This is a genomic window from Chitinophaga vietnamensis, from assembly GCF_902167635.1.
In the GTDB taxonomy this organism is placed as follows: domain Bacteria; phylum Bacteroidota; class Bacteroidia; order Chitinophagales; family Chitinophagaceae; genus Chitinophaga; species Chitinophaga vietnamensis.
This window is the reverse complement of the sequence record NZ_CABHMS010000002.1, coordinates 416,104-435,475: the sequence shown is the minus strand read 5'-3', so window position 1 is coordinate 435,475 and position 19,372 is coordinate 416,104. Positions and strand designations below refer to the sequence as shown.

The 19,372-nt window shown below is 54.0% G+C and carries 5 protein-coding genes and 1 pseudogene; 5 read left to right on the top strand and 1 reads right to left on the bottom strand.

What is annotated here, in order from left to right; translation table 11 throughout:
• Nucleotides 1–4: 4 nt before the first annotated feature.
• The 5 genes and pseudogenes from FPG75_RS06240 to FPG75_RS06220 form a co-directional block, all read left to right on the top strand.
• Nucleotides 5–1,153, top strand: a complete 1,149-nt coding sequence (locus FPG75_RS06240; RefSeq protein WP_143305905.1) for an acyl-CoA dehydrogenase family protein — start codon at nucleotides 5–7, stop codon at nucleotides 1,151–1,153.
• Entirely contained in the window at nucleotides 1,150–2,118 is a 969-nt protein-coding gene (locus FPG75_RS06235; protein WP_143305904.1) for a ketoacyl-ACP synthase III family protein, read from the top strand. The genes FPG75_RS06240 and FPG75_RS06235 overlap by 4 nt, the downstream gene beginning before the upstream one ends.
• Before the next feature lie 158 nt (nucleotides 2,119–2,276).
• On the top strand, nucleotides 2,277–3,326 hold the full coding sequence (locus FPG75_RS06230; protein WP_143305903.1) for an HAD-IIIC family phosphatase: 1,050 nt from the start codon (nucleotides 2,277–2,279) through the stop codon (nucleotides 3,324–3,326).
• Nucleotides 3,323–7,129, top strand: coding sequence for a condensation domain-containing protein (locus FPG75_RS06225; protein WP_143305902.1), 3,807 nt, complete (start codon nucleotides 3,323–3,325; stop codon nucleotides 7,127–7,129). Before FPG75_RS06230 ends, FPG75_RS06225 begins: the two co-directional genes overlap by 4 nt.
• A 95-nt stretch (nucleotides 7,130–7,224) precedes the next feature.
• Nucleotides 7,225–17,889: pseudogene (locus tag FPG75_RS06220) on the top strand (amino acid adenylation domain-containing protein); the annotation flags it as partial.
• Nucleotides 17,890–17,995: 106 nt separating this feature from the next.
• On the opposite strand, the gene FPG75_RS06215 reads toward FPG75_RS06220, so the two are convergent.
• Nucleotides 17,996–19,288, bottom strand: coding sequence for a sensor histidine kinase (locus FPG75_RS06215; protein ID WP_143305900.1), 1,293 nt, complete (start codon nucleotides 19,286–19,288; stop codon nucleotides 17,996–17,998).
• Nucleotides 19,289–19,372 lie beyond the last annotated feature (84 nt).

Genomic DNA, 19,372 nt, shown 5'->3' with positions numbered 1-19,372 from the left:
CATCATGAACCTCGCATTAAATCATACGCAGCAGTCGCTCCGCGAAGAGTTCAGGAGCTTTGTGCAAAGCAGCTTGCAGCCGTATGCCAACGATTACGACCGGCAGGGCTTCATTCCGGATACTTTGATCCGGCAGCTGGGCGAGGCGGGCTACCTGGGCGCTACGCTGCCTGCCGCTTATGGCGGGCGGGAGATGGACCAGGTATCTTACGGCTTGCTCACCGAAGAGATCGGGCGCGCGTGTTCCTCCACACGCAGCCTCATCACGGTGCATTCCTCCCTCACCGCCGAAACCTTGTTGCGCTGGGGCACCCGCGAACAGAAAGAGAAGTGGCTGCCCTTGCTCGCCACCGGCCAGAAGCTGGCAGCCTTCGGCCTTTCAGAGCCAGGCGCCGGCAGCGATACCGCCGCCATCCAAACGGCTTACACCGAAACTATCGGCGGCTATGTGCTCAATGGCGTGAAGAAATGGATCACCTTTTCGCAGCTGGCGCATCTCTTCGTGATCATCGCACAAGGCGCGCAAGGCATCACGGCTTTCCTCGTAGAACGGGATACGCCGGGCCTTTCCGTGCAGCCGCTGGATGGCATCCTCGGCACCCGCGCTTCTATGTTGGGCGAAATACATTTACAGGATTGCTTTGTGCCGGCGGAGAATATCTTCGGCCGCAAAGGCTGGGGCCTGCAACAGATCGTGAACACGGCGCTCGACAATGGCCGCTACAGCGTGGCCTGCGGCTCGCTCGGCATTGCGCGGGCCTGCCTGGAAGACAGCATCGCTTATGCGAAAACGCGTCATGCCTTTGGTCAGCTCATCAAAGATCATCAGCTCATCAAACAAAAGATCACGAATATGGTCACCGAGGTGAAAGCCGCCACCCTCCTGTGCCGTAACGCCGGCTACCTGCGCGATAAAAAAGATCCTGACAGCATCATTCAAACATCGCTGGCCAAATACCACGCTTCGCGCACCGCCAACAGCGCCGCCGCAGAAGCCGTACAGCTGCATGGCGCCATGGGCTGCCACGACAGCGCCTCCATTCAACGTTACTTCCGCGATGCAAAAGTGATGGAGATCATCGAAGGATCATCAGAACTGCAACAGCTGCTCATCGCCGATCACAGCTTCGCCCATTTAAACGCTATCTTATGACAGGCATACAACACATCAGCACCTTTACGCCCGGAACGCCGGTAGCCATCGCACAGCTGCCGGAGAAAGCAACTTTTAACGATACAGAACTCTCCTATTTCAATACCTGCGGCATCAATACCGTATACGATTCCGGCGATATCAGCAGTTATGAACTGGCGCTCGGCGCCAGCGAAAAACTCTTGCAGGAAAGCGGTACCGACCCCGCCGCTATCGACCTGATCATCTACCTGCAAAGCCGCATGCCCGAACAGTTCATCAGCTCCGAAGCCACCCGCCTGCAACGTGATATCAAAGCCACCAACGCTGTGAGCTTTGCAGTATCCAACCTCGGCTGCGCCGACAGCTCCATGGCTTTGAAACTCGCGCGCGACTTCCTCACCGCCAACCGCAGGGCCAGCAATGTGCTCATCTGCTATGGCAACAAACTCTTTTCGCGCTACCGCTTCCGCAACCCGGTCACCATCCTGGGCGATGGCGGCATCGCGGCGCTCATCAGCAAAAGCAGCGATCACAAGATCACCGACATCATGATCCAGACCAATGGCCACTACTGGGATCTCTTCAAACTGGAATACCGCAACAAAAGCGCCGACCAGTACAAAGAAGAATGCAGCGACGTAAGGAAATACGGTTTTGAACTGGCCATCGAAAGTAAAAACCGCTTCAAAGAAATCAACGACACCCTGCTGGAACGTAATGCCATCGCCCGGGAACAGGTGAGCCATTTCCTGTTACAGAACATCTCTACCCGCGCGTATGAATACTACCAGTCGGCCTTCGATATAAAAATATCTCCTGTATGTGCCGTGAACCTCAGTCAGTACGGGCATCTCGGCGCAGGCGATATCTTCCTGAATTATCAGACCGGCATTCAGTCGGGCCTGTTTCAAAAAGGCGAAAAAGTACTCATCATGAACAACAGCCCCGTAGCCGCCTGGAGCTCGGTGCTTATTGAAGTGTAGAGAAGGCTATCGCTCCTACGGAGCTGAATGCTGCGGAGCCGACGTTTTTCTACCGAGCTATCGCCCCATGGGGCTGAATGCCACGGAGCCCATGTTGTTCAAAAAACCGGGACGAAAACGCAATGATCAACAACATAAACAACATCAATCTATCCGATATGACAAGCGTAGTTAACCATACAAAAAAGAAGACGATCAAGTGCGTGGTGTGGGACCTCGACCACACCCTCTGGGAGGGCATCCTCTCCGAAAACGACCAGCCCATACTGAGAGAAGAGGTGGTGACTATCATCAAAACCCTCGACAGCTGGGGCGTGATCAATTCCATTGCCAGCAAGAATAATCATGAAGATGCGATGCGCATGCTGGAACACTTCGGCCTGCAGGAATATTTCCTTTACCCGCAGATCAACTGGGACCTGAAATCCAGCTCCATCAACCGCATACGGGAAAAGCTGAACATCGGCATCGATGCCATCGCCTTTGTAGACGACCAACCTTTTGAACGCGATGAAGTAGCCTTCATGCATGAACAGGTTACCTGCATTGATGCAGCAGACCTCAGCGCTATCCTGCCGCTCTGCAAGCCCCGCTTCATTACCTCCGAATCATCTTCCAGAAGAAAAATGTATATCGATGATGATCACCGTAATAAAGAAGAACAAAACATCGGCAACAACAAACTTTTCCTGGAATCACTACAACTGGCCTTCTCCATACAACCCGCTACCATACACGATCTGCAAAGAGTGGAAGAACTGACGTTACGTACCAACCAGCTCAATGCCACCGGCTATTCCTACTCTTACGACGAGCTGGAAGCATTGATACAATCACCCGATCATCATTTGTTTGTAGCCGAGCTGACCGACAAATACGGCTCCTATGGCAAGATCGGCGTGGCGATGGTAGAACGCCGCGACAATACCTGGACGCTCAAGCTGCTGCTCATGTCCTGCCGGGTGATGTCGCGCGGAGTAGGCGGCGTATTGCTCAACTACATCATGAACCTCGCGAAAGCCAAGGGATACCGGCTGGAAGCCGAGTTCCTGCCTACAGACCGTAACCGCATGATGTATATCACTTATAAATTCGCCGGCTTCACAGAAGCGGGCAAACTTGATAATGGCGGCGTGTTGCTCACCCACCCGCTGCCAGCATTCATCCAATATCCTGAATATATCCAACTTTCAACCGCTGACATATGAAAGACATCGCAATCATAGGCATGGCAGGAAGATTCCCCGAAGCCGCCAACATCGCCGCCCTACGCCGTAACCTGCTCGCGGGCAAAGACAGCGTACGCACGCTTTCCGCTACGCGTAAATCAGCCACCACGGTGCCTCCCGGCAAAACCTGGATGGAGTTTGGCTTTATGGAAAACGTAGACCTGTTCGACCACAAATTCTTCCATATCTCCAAAGCAGAAGCAGAGTATATGGACCCTCATCAACGCCTCCTGCTGGAAGTTGTTTACGAAACCATTGAAAGCGCGGGTTATGATATGGATGATTTCAATGGCAGCGAAACCGCCGTGTTCATCGGCGATACCGAACAAGAATATTCACGCCTCGCAGAACGTTTCGATCCTACCCTGCTCACCGGCAATACCAATGCCACCACCGCAGGCCGCGTGTCGCGCTGCTTCAACTTCCGCGGCGCCGCAGCCATGATCGATACCGCCTGCTCTTCTTCTTTATTGGCCGTGCATATGGCCTGCCAGGAATTACAAGCCGGCGATGCCGACTACGCGCTGGCTGGCGGTGTTCGCCTCATTCTCTTCCCCGGCGAAAAAAATGATGGCCCCGATCTGGGCATCATGTCGCGCGATGGCAAAACCCGCAGCTTCTCTGCTAAAGCGGAAGGCACCGGCGCCGGCGAAGCTATCGGCTGCGTATTGCTGAAACCACTGGATAAAGCCCTTGCAGATAATGATATCATCTATGCCGTGATCAAAGGTAGCGCCGCCAACCAGGATGCGCAGCTGTCGGGCAGTTTAACCGCCCCCAGCAGTCAGGCGCAGTCAGAGGTGATCCGCAAAGCCTGGAAGAAAGCAGGCATCGATCCGGCTACCATCACTTATATCGAGGCGCATGGCAGCGGCACCAAGCTCGGCGATCCTATCGAGATCAGCGGCATCGACCTCGCCTTCAAAGGCATCGCCAGCGAAAAACATTTTTGTGCGGTATCTGCCATCAAAAGCAATATCGGCCACACCGGCAGCGCAGCGGGCATTTCCGGCCTGATCAAAACGGTGCTGTCATTACAACATAAAGAGCTGTATCCTTCTATCCATTTCGATGAACCAAATCCTTTCATCGATTTTAAAAATTCCGTTACCTATATCAATGCGGCATATAAAGCCTGGGAAGCGCCCTTTCCAAGAAGGGCCGGCATCAGCTCTTTCGGCCTGAGCGGCACTAATTGCCACGTGGTGCTGGAAGAAGCGCCGGCAACAGCAAAACAGTTGGTTGACAACGGCAACTATCTGTTTAACTTCTCTGCAAAAACCGCGAACAGTTTGCGCACTTACCTGCAACAGTTTGCCGCAGGCATACCGGAAAACGCTTCGCTGGCGGATATCAGCTATACCCTCACCAATGGCCGGAAGCATTACCAGCACAGGGTTTCACTGATCGCCGATTCCATGGCAACATTATTCAAGGAGATAGATAACGCCCACGCACAAACGACAAAAGAGATACCCGGCAAGGTGATTTTATTATTTTCGGGAGATGCCATCGTGAGTGATGAGCGCTTGCGCCAGTTGCTCACTCCTGAGTTGAAAAAATATGCCGACGCCTGCGCTGCATACTACCATACAGCCACCCCGGCGATCAATCGTTTTGTATTGCAATATGCTATGTACCATTTTGCTGTAGAGAGAGGATTGACGACAGAACACCTGCTGGGCACCGGCACCGGCGACCTCGTAGTGGCTGTAGCGCTCAACGAGATGACGCTGGAAGAAGCGCTGGCACAATGCGTGGATGAACCGGAAGATACCGAAGGGTTATCACAGCGCCTCAGCGCCCTGCTGGAACGCGAATCGGCAGATACCCGCGTGCTGTTCATGGAGATGGGCCCGGAAGGCTGTCTCTCCCAAGGCCTGCGGCAGCTGCACTTTCCGGATAAAGACCTGCTCTGTCACATTTCCAGCATCGAAGCATCGCCGCTGGAAATTTTCCAGACACTGTACCAGCAGCAATACCCGATGGACTGGAAACGTTTCGGCGCTACTATTCCCGGTCGCCGCACACCGTTGCCCACCTACGCTTTCGAGCCGGTACGCTGCTGGCTGCGCGAGCCACTGCCGCTGGAAACGGAGGAAGTCAACCATACTACTGCCGCCACTAACGGTAACGAACATACGGAGATCGTGCTGCAACCTGTTCTCCATAACAACTGGACAGACACGGAAAAGAAAGTCGCCGCCATCTGGACCGCCGTACTCAAACTGGACGAGCTCTCGCTCGACGACGACTTCTTCCGCCTCGGCGGCCATTCGCTCATGGCCACCAAAGTGATCTCCATCATCGAAAAAGAATTTGGCATCAAGCTGGTGTTCAAAGATATCTTCACCTTCGCCACGGTGAGAGCGCTGGCCAAGGGCGTAGACGAGCTGCTGGCAAAAGGCGGCCGCCAGGTAACGTATAAGGCTATACGCCCGGCAGCGAAACAGGACTGGTACCCTATTTCAGAAGCACAGATGCGCCTCTGGCTCATCGAGCAGGCCAACGAAAACATGACGGCCTACAACCTGCCCTCCGTGCTGCTGCTGGAAAGCGCGCCGGACTTCGACAAGCTGGAAGCCGCCTTCCATACGCTATGTCAGCGCCATGAAAGTTTACGTACCAGCTTCCACGAAAGGAATGCAGAACCAGTACAGATCGTGCATGATGAAGTCGCCTTCACCATCGACTATATGCAGGGATACGAAACGGCGGAAGCGGTGCTGAAAACCTTCCTCCGCGCTTTCGATCTCACAAAGGCGCCCCTGCTGCGAGCCGCGCTGGCGCCGCTTCCCAACGGCAACCACCTCCTGCTCTTCGATATGCATCATATCATTTCTGACGGCGTTTCCCTGGGCGTGTTCATCGCTGAACTCATTGCATTGTATCATGGCGAAACCTTGCCGCCGCTGGAACTGCAATTCAAAGATGTGATCGTATGGCAGCAGGAGCAGTTCAATAACGGCGCTTTGCAGCAGCTGCACGACTTCTGGGCCAGGCAGCTGAGCGGGCCCCTGCCGGTGCTGCGCCTGCCTGTGGACAAGCCGCGGCCAGCCATTCAATCTTTCAGCGGCAACAAAATCGTTTTTGACATACCCGCCGCACGAGCGGCGGAGATCCGCGCACTGGCCGTACAAACCGGCACTACGCCTTTCATGGTGCTGCTGGCCGTATACAATGTGCTGTTGCACAAATACAGCGGCCAGGAAGATATCCTCGTGGGATCGCCGGTGGCAGGCCGCTCTCACGCCGATCTCGATCATGTGGTGGGCATGTTCGTCAATACGCTGGTATTGCGCAACCAGCCATCCCGCAAGAAAACATTTATACAGTTTTTGCAGGAGGTAAAAGAAAATTCACTGAATGCCTTCGAGCACCAGGATTATCCTTTCGCCACGCTGGTAGAAAACCTGGACCTGAAGAAAGACCCTTCCCGCAATCCCCTCTTCGACGTGATCTTCGTGCTGCAAAACATCGAGATCCCCGAACTGGATTTTGACGGCATCCCGGTGCTGCCCTGTGCCCTGCATACCGGCACCGCGCAATTCGACCTGGTCATGGAAGTCAACGAACTGGCCGACAGCCATTGGCCTGTAAAGATCGAATACAGCACCGCTCTCTTTGAAGAAGAAACCATCCTCCTGATGAAAGAACGCTTCCTGGCCTTGTTACAGGATGTGATCAGCGATCCATCCCGCAGCATCCACGAGCTTTCTTTCCATCTCGCCGGAGAAGCCGTACAGGCGCCGGAAGGGCTGGATTTTGCTTTTAATTTTTAAAATGGGGAATGGTATCGCTACCGGGTGAAACCCGGGCCATTTATACAACACCATTGTTAATCTAAATATTTCCTACTGACATGAACAAGAGTTTTCAATATAGAATAGCTACTGATTACTGGCTGGAAAAAACAGGCGGACTGGAAACGTCGGAAATAAGCGGCACACAGCCGCCGCATGATGCCACGCATCAGCTGCATACCCTGCTGCTGGATGCCGCCACTACCGCAGCGATCAGGAAAATATGCAATCAGCAGGACAAGGCCCTGCAAGTGTTCTTCAGCGCGGCCACGGCTATCCTCGCACATCGGTACAATGGCGCAGAAAACCTGCTGCTGGCCGTTCCTGGCGGCGAGGCGCCACTGTTCCTGACAGCCGGCATCTCCAAAGACACTACGGCAAAAGCCTTGCTGGAAGCGCTCCGCGAAGCGATGAAGGAAGCCTACCCTTATAAAGATTATCCGTTTGAGAAGTTCGCACAGAAGTACCAGTCGCAAACAGGACCGGTAGCGCAACTCTTCAACTACGTTGTCGCCTATACGCCGCTGACCGGCGAAAACCATCTCCGTACGCAAAGCGCGTTGTCGTTCGAATGGCGCAGCACAGCGGATGCCTTTGAACTGGACATCTGGTACAGCAGCAAATACGCCGCGTGGTTCATCCGGCAGATGGGTGGCCACTTACAGCGTATCCTGCAACAGATAGCCGCACAACCGGATAGCCTGATCAGCAACCTGGCATTGCTGTCGGAAGAAGAGCAGGCGGAGATCGCCCGCTTCAACGGCCGCCAGCTTGATTTTGCAGAGAAAGACCTGAGCATATTGGCGATGTTTGAACAACAGGCACGCCTGCATCCTGAACAAGCCGCCGTGCAGTTCAAGGGCGAAAGCCGCTCCTACCGCCGCTTGCAGCAAGATGCACAGGCAGTAGCTGCCCTCCTGCAAAGCAAAGGCATCGGCCGGGGCGATGTGGTAGCGCTCATATGCGAACGCTCTGCACACATGATCGCCGGCATGCTGGGCATCCTGCAATCCGGCGCAGCCTACCTGCCCATCGATGCCGATTTCCCGGATGAACGCATCCAATATATTTTGCAGGACAGTAACGCTAAATTCATCCTCAGCACCCAACAGGTGCTCGATGAAAAACAAGCCTGCTTCCAATCCGAACAACACCGCATCGCCCTGCTGGACAGCATTCCAGGCGATGCCGCCCAAAACATACAGGTGGCCACTACTGCGGAAGATACGGCCTACATCATCTATACTTCCGGCTCCACCGGCCGCCCGAAAGGCATTATGGTCACGCAGGGTGGCGTCAGTAATTTTGTGCTGGCGTATAAAACCGTCTTCAAAAAAGCATTCAGCACTACGGACCGCGTGCTGGCATTGGCCAATATCTCTTTCGATGCCAGTATCGCAGAGATATTTGTAGCCCTCAGCAGCGGCGCTACATTGGTAGTGCTGGACAAAGAAAGATTGTTCGATGCCGCCAAGCTCGCGGCATTCCTGCACCAGGAGCAGATCACCTACGCTTATGTGCCTCCTGTGTTACTGAAAGACCTCTACGACAAATTACGGCCACTACAGGGCCTTGCTCTGCAACGTATGTTCGTTGGCGTAGAGCCGATCAAAGATACGCTCCTGTATGACTATTGCCAGCTGATACCCGGCATCGATATCATTAACGCTTACGGCCCTACGGAAACCACCGTGATATCCAGCGTGCTCTCTTATGAACCGCTGCCGCCCACCGGCGAAAACGTTTCGATTGGCAAGCCGATACCCAATTATAAAGTGTATATACTCGACAATGCCCTGCAAGTCTTGCCAGCAGGCGTTCCCGGCGAAATATGCATTGCAGGCCCGGGTGTTACCAAAGGCTATCTGAACAACGAAGCACTCACTGCGTCCAAATTCATCGACAGTCCTTTCGATCCCGGACAACGCATGTACCTCTCCGGCGACCTCGCCAGATGGACGCCCGAAGGCAATATCGTTTTCATGGGCCGCAAAGATAACCAGGTGAAGATCCGCGGCTACCGCATAGAGCCGGGAGAGATCGCCGCCGTGATGCTCAACCACCCCGCCGTAAGAGAAGCCGTGGTAGCGCCGCTGGAAGATGAAAAAGGCAACAGATATCTATGCGCCTGGTTCGTACCTTCAGCGCCACTCGCCATCGCCGACCTGCGCCAATACATCGCCGCACAACTGCCGGAATATATGATACCGGCGCGTTTCATGGCAATCGATAAAATACCTGCCACCGCCAACGGCAAAACAGATTTCCGCAAACTGCCCAGGCCCGAAGCCATAGAACGCACCCTCCTGCCGGAACAACTGCCGGCCAATGAGCTGGAAGCCCGGCTGCTGCTCATCTGGCAGGAACTGCTGCACATGCAGCAGATCGCTACCACGGATAATTTCTTTGAACTGGGCGGGCATTCGCTCAAAGCTGCGAAACTGGCCACCATCATCCTCCGCGATATGCATGTAGAGATCCCTTTGCGGCATATCTTCTCGCATGCTACCATCCAGCAGTTAGCAGCTTATATTCAGCAGGCGGAAAAATCAGTGCAGTTCCACATTCCGGTAACGGCGGAATCGCGCGTGTCGCCGGCTTCCTTTGCACAGCGCGGCATCTACCTCAGCTACCTGCTCAATCAACACGCTACCAACTACAACATGCCTACTGCCTTTGCAGTGGAAGGCGCCATCGATATCCCGCAGCTGGAACGCGCACTGCGCGCCGTGATCAGCCGCCAGGCCACTTTGCGCACCGGCTTCAGCTTCACCGATGAAGTGATCCTGCAACACATCGAACCTGCCCTGCCTTTTGAAGTGCCCGTAGTGCAGGATGCCAACCCGGACGTACAACAATACCTGCTCAATTTCGTACGGCCCTTCGATCTCTCACAGCCGCCGCTGCTGCGCATGATGTATGTTCGCAAGAACGATACCTCCGGCCTGCTGCTGCTCGATATGCACCATATCATCTCCGACGGCATCTCCATGGGCATCTTCCTCAAAGAGATGATGGCCGCCTATCACAACGAGCAGCTGCCGCCGTTGAAAATACAATACAAGGATTACAGCACCTGGCTGGACCAATATAAACACACGCCTGCCTTCGCGCGACACCAGCAATACTGGCTGGATACTTTCCAGGGCAAACAAATAGCGCTTCACCTGCCTACCGATTTCCCCCGCTCGGATGAGAAACTGGAAGGCGGCCTCTATGCCGCCAGGGTAGACCGCGACACCGTAGCGGGCCTTAAACGGCTCATCAACAAAGAAGGCAGCACGCTCTTCCTGCTCACAATGGCGGCCTACAACCTGCTGCTGGCACGACTTACCGGCAAAAAGGATATCATCGTAGGCACACCGGTGGCAGGCCGCGTACATCCCGATCTCGACCCGCTCATCGGTATGTTCGTACATACGCTTCCCGTTAGAGGCAGCGTGGATATGCAATCTTCTTTTACCGATCTGATGACGGAATTGCGCAACACTTTCTTCACGGCGCTCGATCATCAGCTCTACCCCATGGAGGAACTGGCCGAACACCTGCAACTGGTGCGCGACAAAAACCGCAATCCGCTCTTTGATACCATGTTCAGCTACCACAACCTAGAAGTGCAGGCCTGGTCTACCCCGGAACTGTCGCTCACACCACTGGGACTGGGCATGAAAGATATACAGGTGAAGTTCGACCTCTCCGCCTCCGTTACCGAATCCGGCGGCGATATGCAGGTGCTCTTCAGCTATTCAAAAGGATTGTTCAAAGAATCCACCATCGCACAGATGGTGCAGCAATACATCGATATCCTCGCTACCGTGGCGCAATCGCCGGAACTGCCGCTGGAAGCCATTGCCAGCGCGCCCGGCTACGACGAAACGCTGTATTCCGCCGTATACCCGCTCAACACCACGCAGCGCGATATCTATATGACCTGCCTGCTGAACCCCAAGGGTGGCAGCTTGCGGCCGCTCACCTGGTTCAATATCCGGGAAGAAATAAATGTCAGCGACTGGGAAAAAGCGCTGGAGATGGTAACCGCAGCGGAAGACTGCATGCGTTCCGAACTGTTCTATCAACACGGTGAAGTGTATCAGGCCGTGAGAAGGACAGCCCCCGTGCATTTCCGCTTCATCGACATCAGCAAGGAAAGCGCAGATATCATGGCCGCCGTGAGGAAGTATGCCGACGAAAACCAGGATATCAACCGGGAATATTATAAACATTACCTGTTCCGGGTAGATGACCAGCATTATATCACCGCCACCAGCGCGCACCATCTCTTCGTCGATGGTACGTCGTTTAAACTGCTGGCAGAAAAAACGGCCCGCGCCTACCGCGCCATCCGCAATGGCGGCAGTTACGAGGAAAGCCACCCGCCTTACCAGCAGAGCGTTACAGCGCATCTCTCCCGCTTCGATACGCCGGAAGTAGAGAACTACTGGCGTCAGCAACTGGCCGATACCTTGCCGCTTTCTTATGCCGGCGCAATCGCCAGCGAAGACAAACAAGTATCAAAATTATGGCGCATCCAGCCGGAAGAATCCGCCAGGATCAGCCACTACTGCGCAGCGCACGGCATCAAGCCGCATATTTTCTTCAAGGCAATATTTACTTTGCTCACCAAATACCACTGCGCAGCGGATCATGATTTCTGTATCCGCGAAAATATCGCCGGCCGCAGCGAAGAACACCTGCACACCATGGGCGTATTCTCCTATGTGTTCCCATTGCTGGTACAGGAGCGCTTCTTCAGCGGCGACAAAACTTTTGCAGACCTCTGCCTGTATCTCCAACAACAGAAAAGAGATGCCAATCCTTTCCGTCATATCTCGCTGGCATTACAGAACCAGATCATCGGTGAAGAGGAATTGTCTTTCTTCTACAACTATCAACACTATGCCACGCCCGACACAGATATGGCCATGGGCCCCCTGCAACGCGTGTACAACACCATCGATAATCACCTCGAACTGCGCGTAACCGAACAGCCGGACAAAGGCTATGTGATCAGGCTGGATTTCAATGAGCGCATCTTCAACGGTAATAATTTTACGGAAAGAATGCAGCTGCTGGTTACGCAGGTGCTGGGAGATGAACAACCACTGCAACAGCTGCAATACCTTACCCCGCAAGAGTTACAGCTGATGATGGATTTCAGTAAAAACCCCGGTGAAAAAGCCGTGAAGAATGTGCTGGAATTATTTGAGGAACAGGTACAGCAACATCCGGACAATATCGCGATCGTTTTCAGGGAGAAGGAGATCAGCTACGCTGCGCTGGACAAGGCCTCCGGCGCGGTAGCCGCCTACCTGCAACAGCAGGGCGCCGCCGCCGGTGATATCATCGGCATCATGGTGGAACGCTCCGAGTGGATGGTGATCGCCATGCTGGGCGTGATGCGCGCCGGCGCGGCCTACCTGCCCATCGACCCCGATTATCCGCAGGAACGAATTGATTACCTGTTGAATGACAGTCAGGCTAAAATGCTGCTCACCCACGCCTCCGGTGCTAACGCGCACGCACATACGATCATTTTGGAAGAGATACCCGGTGATCTAACGTTGCCGCCTACACGTATCTCGCCGGATCAGCTGGCCTATGTGATCTATACTTCCGGCACCACGGGCAAGCCCAAAGGCGTGCTGGTAGCGCATCATGCGTTGAGCAATGTGGATCTCGCCTGGCGCCGCGCCTATGCGTTGGATCAGTTTGAGCCACGCTCCCTGCAAATGGCCAGCTTCTCCTTCGACGTGTTCACCGGCGAAGTGATACGCATGCTCACCAATGGCGGCCGTGCCATCATCTGCCCGGCAGAAACACGCCTCGATCCTGTTTCTTTCTACGAGCTGCTCACCACGCACCGCATCAATGTACTGGAATCTACGCCGGCCCTCATCGCGCCGCTGATGGACTATGCCTGGGAACATAAAAAAGATGTAAGTTTCCTCAAGCTGCTCATCGTGGGCTCCGATACCGTGCCGCTGCCTTATTTCAAAACATTGCTCGAAAGATATGCGCCCGCCATCCGGGTGCTCAACAGCTACGGCGTTACCGAAACCTGCATCGATTCAGGCTTCTACGAAACTACCATCGATGCCTTGCCTGCACAGGGCAACACGCCTATCGGCAGGCCCTTGCTCAACTACACCTATTACGTTTGCAACAGCGCCGGACAACTGCTGCCCGTCGGCCAGCCCGGCGAACTGTGGATCGGCGGCGAAGGCGTTACCAACGGATATCTCAACCGTCCCGATACCACTAAAGAAAAGTTCATCGTCAGTCCGCATACCAAGGAACGCGTGTACAAAACCGGCGATATGGTACGCTGGCTGCCCGACGGTAACCTCGAGTTCCTCGGCCGCCGCGATGAACAGGTGAAAGTGCGCGGCTATCGTATCGAGCTCAAAGAGATCGAAAACGTAGTATTGCAACATCCCGAAGTGAAAGAAGCTGCCGTCACCACCTTTGGCGCCGAACAGGAAAAAGATATGGCCTGCTGGTATGTAAGCCAGTCGGGCGCTCCCATCGACGGGCTCAAAGAACTGTTGAAGCAGCAGTTGCCGGAATACATGGTGCCCACCTTTTTCATCGCGCTGCCGCAGCTGCCGGTAACGCACAATGGCAAGATCGACAAGAAGGCATTGCACAACCCGCTCGAACATATCGACACGCACAATACCGTTGCCGCCGCGCCGGCCACCGCCACAGAAACCGCGCTGCTGGCCATCTGGCAGGATGTGCTCAAACGCAGCAACATTGGCGTAACGGATAATTTCTTTGAACTCGGCGGCCAGTCACTGCGCGCCATGGTGCTCGTATCCCGCGTACAAAAAGCGATGGCGGTAGAGATATCATTGAAAGATGTGTTCTCCTGCCCTACCATCCGCCAGCTGGCCAACCGGATAGATAACAGTCTTACCGCTCACTACACGCCCATCCCGCGCACCGCGAAGCAGGAACATTACCCGCTCTCCTCTGCACAGAAGAGAGTATTTGTGATCAGCCACTTCAAAGGCGCAGAGATCAGCCATAACATGTGCGATGCCTACTGGATACACGGACCGCTTGATATCAGCCGCCTGCAGGCCGCTTTCCAGACCATGACCGACCGTCATGAAAGTTTGCGCACCGCCTTTAAAATTGTTGATGGAGAACCTGTGCAGGTGATACATGATCATCTCCATTTCCAGCTGCAAATATTGCAAGGCGCAGAAGAAGAGGCGCCAGCGCTGCTTGCCGGCTTCATCAAAAAATTTGATCTCGCCGAAGCGCCGCTGCTCCGCGCCGCTGTGTTAAGCGTGAGCGCCGATAAGCACCTGCTCATATCCGACATGCATCACATCATTGGCGACGAAGTAGCCGTAGGCGTTTTCGTGCGCGAGCTGTGGCAACACTACTACGGCACACAGCTGGCAGCGCCGGCCATCCAGTACAAAGACTATGTAGCCTGGCAGCAATCGCCCACCTATGCCGGTACGATGGAGCAACAGAAACAATTCTGGATGCAACAGCTCGAAGGCGAACTGCCAGTATTGGATCTGCCCTTCGATCATCCGCGTGGTCTCTCTAAAACATTCGATGGCGCCGATCACGCGCTCCGTATTGACGAGCAGCTGGCCGCGCAGGCGATCCGCTATGTGAGCCGCAAAGGCATCACCATGAACATGCTCATGCTCGCGGTGTATAATATCCTTCTTTCCAAATACACCTCGCTGGAAGACATCATCGTAGGCACGCCCGTGGCAGGCCGCACCCATGCCGACTTAGAGCCGGTGATCGGGATGTTCGTAAACACGCTCGCCCTGCGTAACCAGCCGAAGGCAGAGAAACTGTTTGAACAGTTCCTCGATGAAGTGAAACGCAACGCGCTCGCCGCCTACGAAAACCAGGACTATCCTTTTGAAGAACTGGTGGAAACCCTCGGCATCAAACGCGATGCCGCGAGAAATCCCGTGTTCGATATCCTGTTCCAGTACGTCAGCCGGCAGGCACGTGAAGAGCAGGGCCAGCTGAAGTTTGAGCCCTTCCCTGTCAATATCAGCGTCGCTAAATTCGATCTCACTTTCCTCGTGGTACAATCCGGCGAACAGATCGATGTGGTGCTCAACTATAACAAAGCCCTCTTCGCCGATGGCTCCATCCAGCGTTTTGCCAAACATTTCCTGCGGGTGTTGTCGCAGGTGCTGGCACATCCTGCCATCGTATTAAAAGATATCGACTTGCTGGATGACGCTGAAATCGCCGAGCTGAAAGCCTTTGGCGGCAGCCCTGAAAAAGATGCGCCGCGCCTCACCATACCGGCACTGTGGCGCAGCACCTTCCCGCAATGGAAAGAACGCAATGCCGTAGAAACCACCGCCGGCAATATGAGCTTCGAAGAACTCGAACAACGCTCCGAAGCCCTGGCCATCTATCTGCAAGAAATATATGACGTAAAACCGGGTCATAAAGTGGCGCTGATGCTGCAACGCACGCTCGATATGCCCGTGGCCATCCTTGCCATCATCAAGGCCGGCGCGGCTTATGTGCCAATTGATCCTTCCTTCCCCGCACAACGTATCGAGTACATACTCAATAACAGCGAATGCACGATGATCGTGGCAGATAAGGATTATCATTATTCACTGCCGCTGCTCAACATATATGCAGAGAGAAAAACAGTTGCCCGCGAAACGCTGGCGCCGGTGCACATCACGCCGGATGATCTCGCGTATATCATCTACACATCCGGTTCTACCGGTATGCCCAAAGGCGCCATGCTGGAGCATATCAACGTCACCAGCTTTGTTCGCAACTTTGAACCGGTATACGGCATCGTGCCAGGCGACAAGATACTGGCGGTGAGCAATATCACCTTCGACCTTTCGGTGCTGGAAATATTATGCAGCCTGCTTTGCGGCGTCACCGTGCTGCTGGCCAACGACGAAGAACTGAACGATTTCCCGAAAGTGAAAGGGATGCTGCAACAGTTCAAAGTGAACACCTTGCAGATGACGCCTTCCCGCCTGCTGCTGTTCCTCAACACCGTAGGCTTGGGTGCATTGCAGGGCATCAAAACGGTGATCACCGGCGGAGAACCAGTGCCGCTGGGCCTCTTCAGGGCATTGCGCCGCTGTAAGCAAACGAGGGTGTTCACCAGCTGCGGGCCTACCGAAACCTGCATCTACAGCACCACCGACGAAGCCACCACCGAACGTATTACCATCGGTAAACCGCTGATCAATGAACAGGTGTTCATCGTCGGCAACCATGGCCAGTTACAGCCGGTGAATGTTGTCGGTGAAATATACATCGCCGGATCAGGCGTAGGCAGAGGCTATTGCAACCAGGAAGCGCTGACCGCAGAGAAATATTTCAGAGACGAAAAATTATCGACGGAGAGAATTTATAAGTCCGGAGATATTGGCAGATGGCTGCCCGACGGCCGCATCGAATGCCTGGGCCGTAAAGATACACAGGTGAAGCTCCGCGGCTACCGCATCGAGCTGGGAGAGATCGAAAGCGCGCTCGCCAAAATGGAAGGCATCGGCATGACCGCCGCCATCATCACCACCATCAAAGGAGAAAAACAGATCGCGGCCTTCTACGAGTCTGAAAAAGAATTTGGTTACTCTACCATCCGCAGCTTCCTGGCCGAAAGGCTGCCCAGCTACATGCTGCCGCTGTTCTGCATCCGCGTAGAAAAGATACCGCTCACCAGCAATGGCAAAACAGACCGTAAAACGCTCGATCAGCTGGCGCAGCAGCATGAAGCCGCCGAACGCCCGTTTGAAGAGCCTATGGGCGCCTTGCAACAAACCATCGCCGCTATCTGGAAAGAGGTACTGGGCCTGGAACGCATCAGCGCCAGCGATAACTTCTTCGAGATCGGCGGTAACTCCATCAAGCTGATACAGGCGCTCAACAGGATCAAAAATGAGGTAGATATCACGGTGCCGCTCACCACGGCGTTTACCTATCCCACCATCAAGGCGCTGGCAGAAAAGATCACCATCGCCAAAGAACTGGGCAGCGTATCCGCAGAAGAATTTTATTCCGTGGCCGGCGGTAAAAAACCGCGCACGCTCTTCTGCTTCCCGCCCGCTATTGGTTACTCTTTCATCTATACCGCGCTGGCAGAGTATTTCCCGGACTTCAACATCTGCTGCTTCCACTTCGTGGAAAGCGACGACCGCCTGGAACAATACATCCAGGTGATGGATGAACTACAGCCCGGCGAGCCGATCGTGATGCTGGGCTATTCCGCCGGCGGCAACTTCGCTTTCGAGATCGCCAAAGACCTCGAAGCACGCGGCCGCGAAGTGTCTGACATCATCCTCATCGACAGCTACAAACGCTGGGAAAGCAAAGCCAAAACGGAGGAAGAAATAGAAGCCACCATAAACGCCTATTACAATATCGTGGACTGGTCCATCTTCTCTGTAGAACCCGATTATCTTGAACAGATCAAGAAAAATACCATGGGCAAGATCGAAGGTTATTGCAGGTATATGAACGGTAAAACCGATACCGGCACTACCGCCGCCAGGATGCATATCGTGAAGTCGAAAGAAGAATGGAAAACGCCGGAAGCTAACCGCGACTGGGCCGCCAGCACGGAAAGCGGCTTCTATGTACATCAGGGCGATGGCCTGCATCCGGAAATGTTCAGCCCCGAATATATTTCGCATAACGCGGGGTTGATAGCAGGGATACTGGAGGAAGTGAGGAAGCAAGTAAAAGCGCTTGAAGCGCTTTGAGCGCTTCAAGCGCCGCATCCTTAGTCGCGCTTTCTTTAGCAATTAAGGTATAGTGCCCTTGAAGCGCTTTGAGCGCTTCAAGGGCTTTTTTATTCGCTTCAATAAATTATATCTCTTCTTCATCTGCCGCAGGCAACACCACCGTAAACATCGTTCCCTCGCCGGGAGCACTTTTCACAACGATATCTCCTTTGTTCTGTTGTGCAAATTCCACGCACAGCAGCATGCCCAGTCCTGTGCCCCATTCGCCGCGGGTACCGCTGGTATTGCCGCCGGGGTTGCCGGAAAATAATTTATTCAACTGCTCTTCCGACATACCTACCCCATTATCTTTTACGATGATAGACACCGTATCGCCATGGCGATGCGCAGCAACGGCTACTTTGTCGCCACTGTGGCTGAATTTGAGGGCATTGATGCAGATGTTCCTCAATATCACCGATACCTGGTCACGATCGGCATAGAGGCAGATATCATCGCGTATGTCAAGGTCGATAGTAACCTGTTTCTGCTGGATGAGCAGCTGGCAAAAGGACAGCACCTCCTGCACCTGCGGCCCGAGGGCAAAGGCTTCCGGGCGCCAGCGGATACCGCGGATATTGCGGGAACTCCATCGCAGCACATTATCAACCGACACGCCCAGTTCCGCCACCCGCAGGTACAGCGCATCTGTGGCGGCCTGCATCTCTTCTTCGGGATATTCGCCGCGACGGTACATATCCAGCAATATTTCCAGCGTTGCCAAGGGGCTGCGGATATCATGCGCCACAATAGAGAACAGCTTCTCTTTATCTTTATTCATCGCCGACAACACCTGTCGCTGTTCCTCTACCTCTGCCTGATAATCGTATTGTATCTGTTTGAAGACCCGGAGTGAGATAATGATGAACAGCAGGGATACCGCTACGTTGCTCCATACACGTTCCTGCGGCACAGGATCGGCCAGCGTCCAATGCAGCGGCCAGAAGAGCACCCACAGGAAAGCCGCCAGGATCAGCACACCAAGTGTGGTCATGATCCAGTTATTATCATAAACGAGCAAACAGAAGATAAGGACATTGAGCAGGAAATATTGTGCGCCGTTATGGAAGAACAAGCCCATAAAAGTGTAAATCACCACACTGAAAAAGATCATCACAAGCCTGGCGCCTTTATAAAGCTGATATTTATGCATCAGCAATACCCCCACACACATCAGCGTGGTTGTGAAGTTGAGCGCACCAAGCAGGTAGCGGTGTTGGCAGGCATTCAGTATGGCATAGCCCAACATAAAAGGAATACAAGGTAATGCCAGAAGGTTCAGCAGCTTGGTACGCCGCGCCTCGATAAAAGACATTCCCTGAGTAACACCCACATTGATTACATAGTTCCAATAACGTGCAACAAGGTCTTTTAGCATACCAGGCAAAGATACCAAGAGAATTTTTTGATTTTTGATTTTTTGATTTTCGGATTTATTGATCGGGTTTTGTTGCCTGGTGTT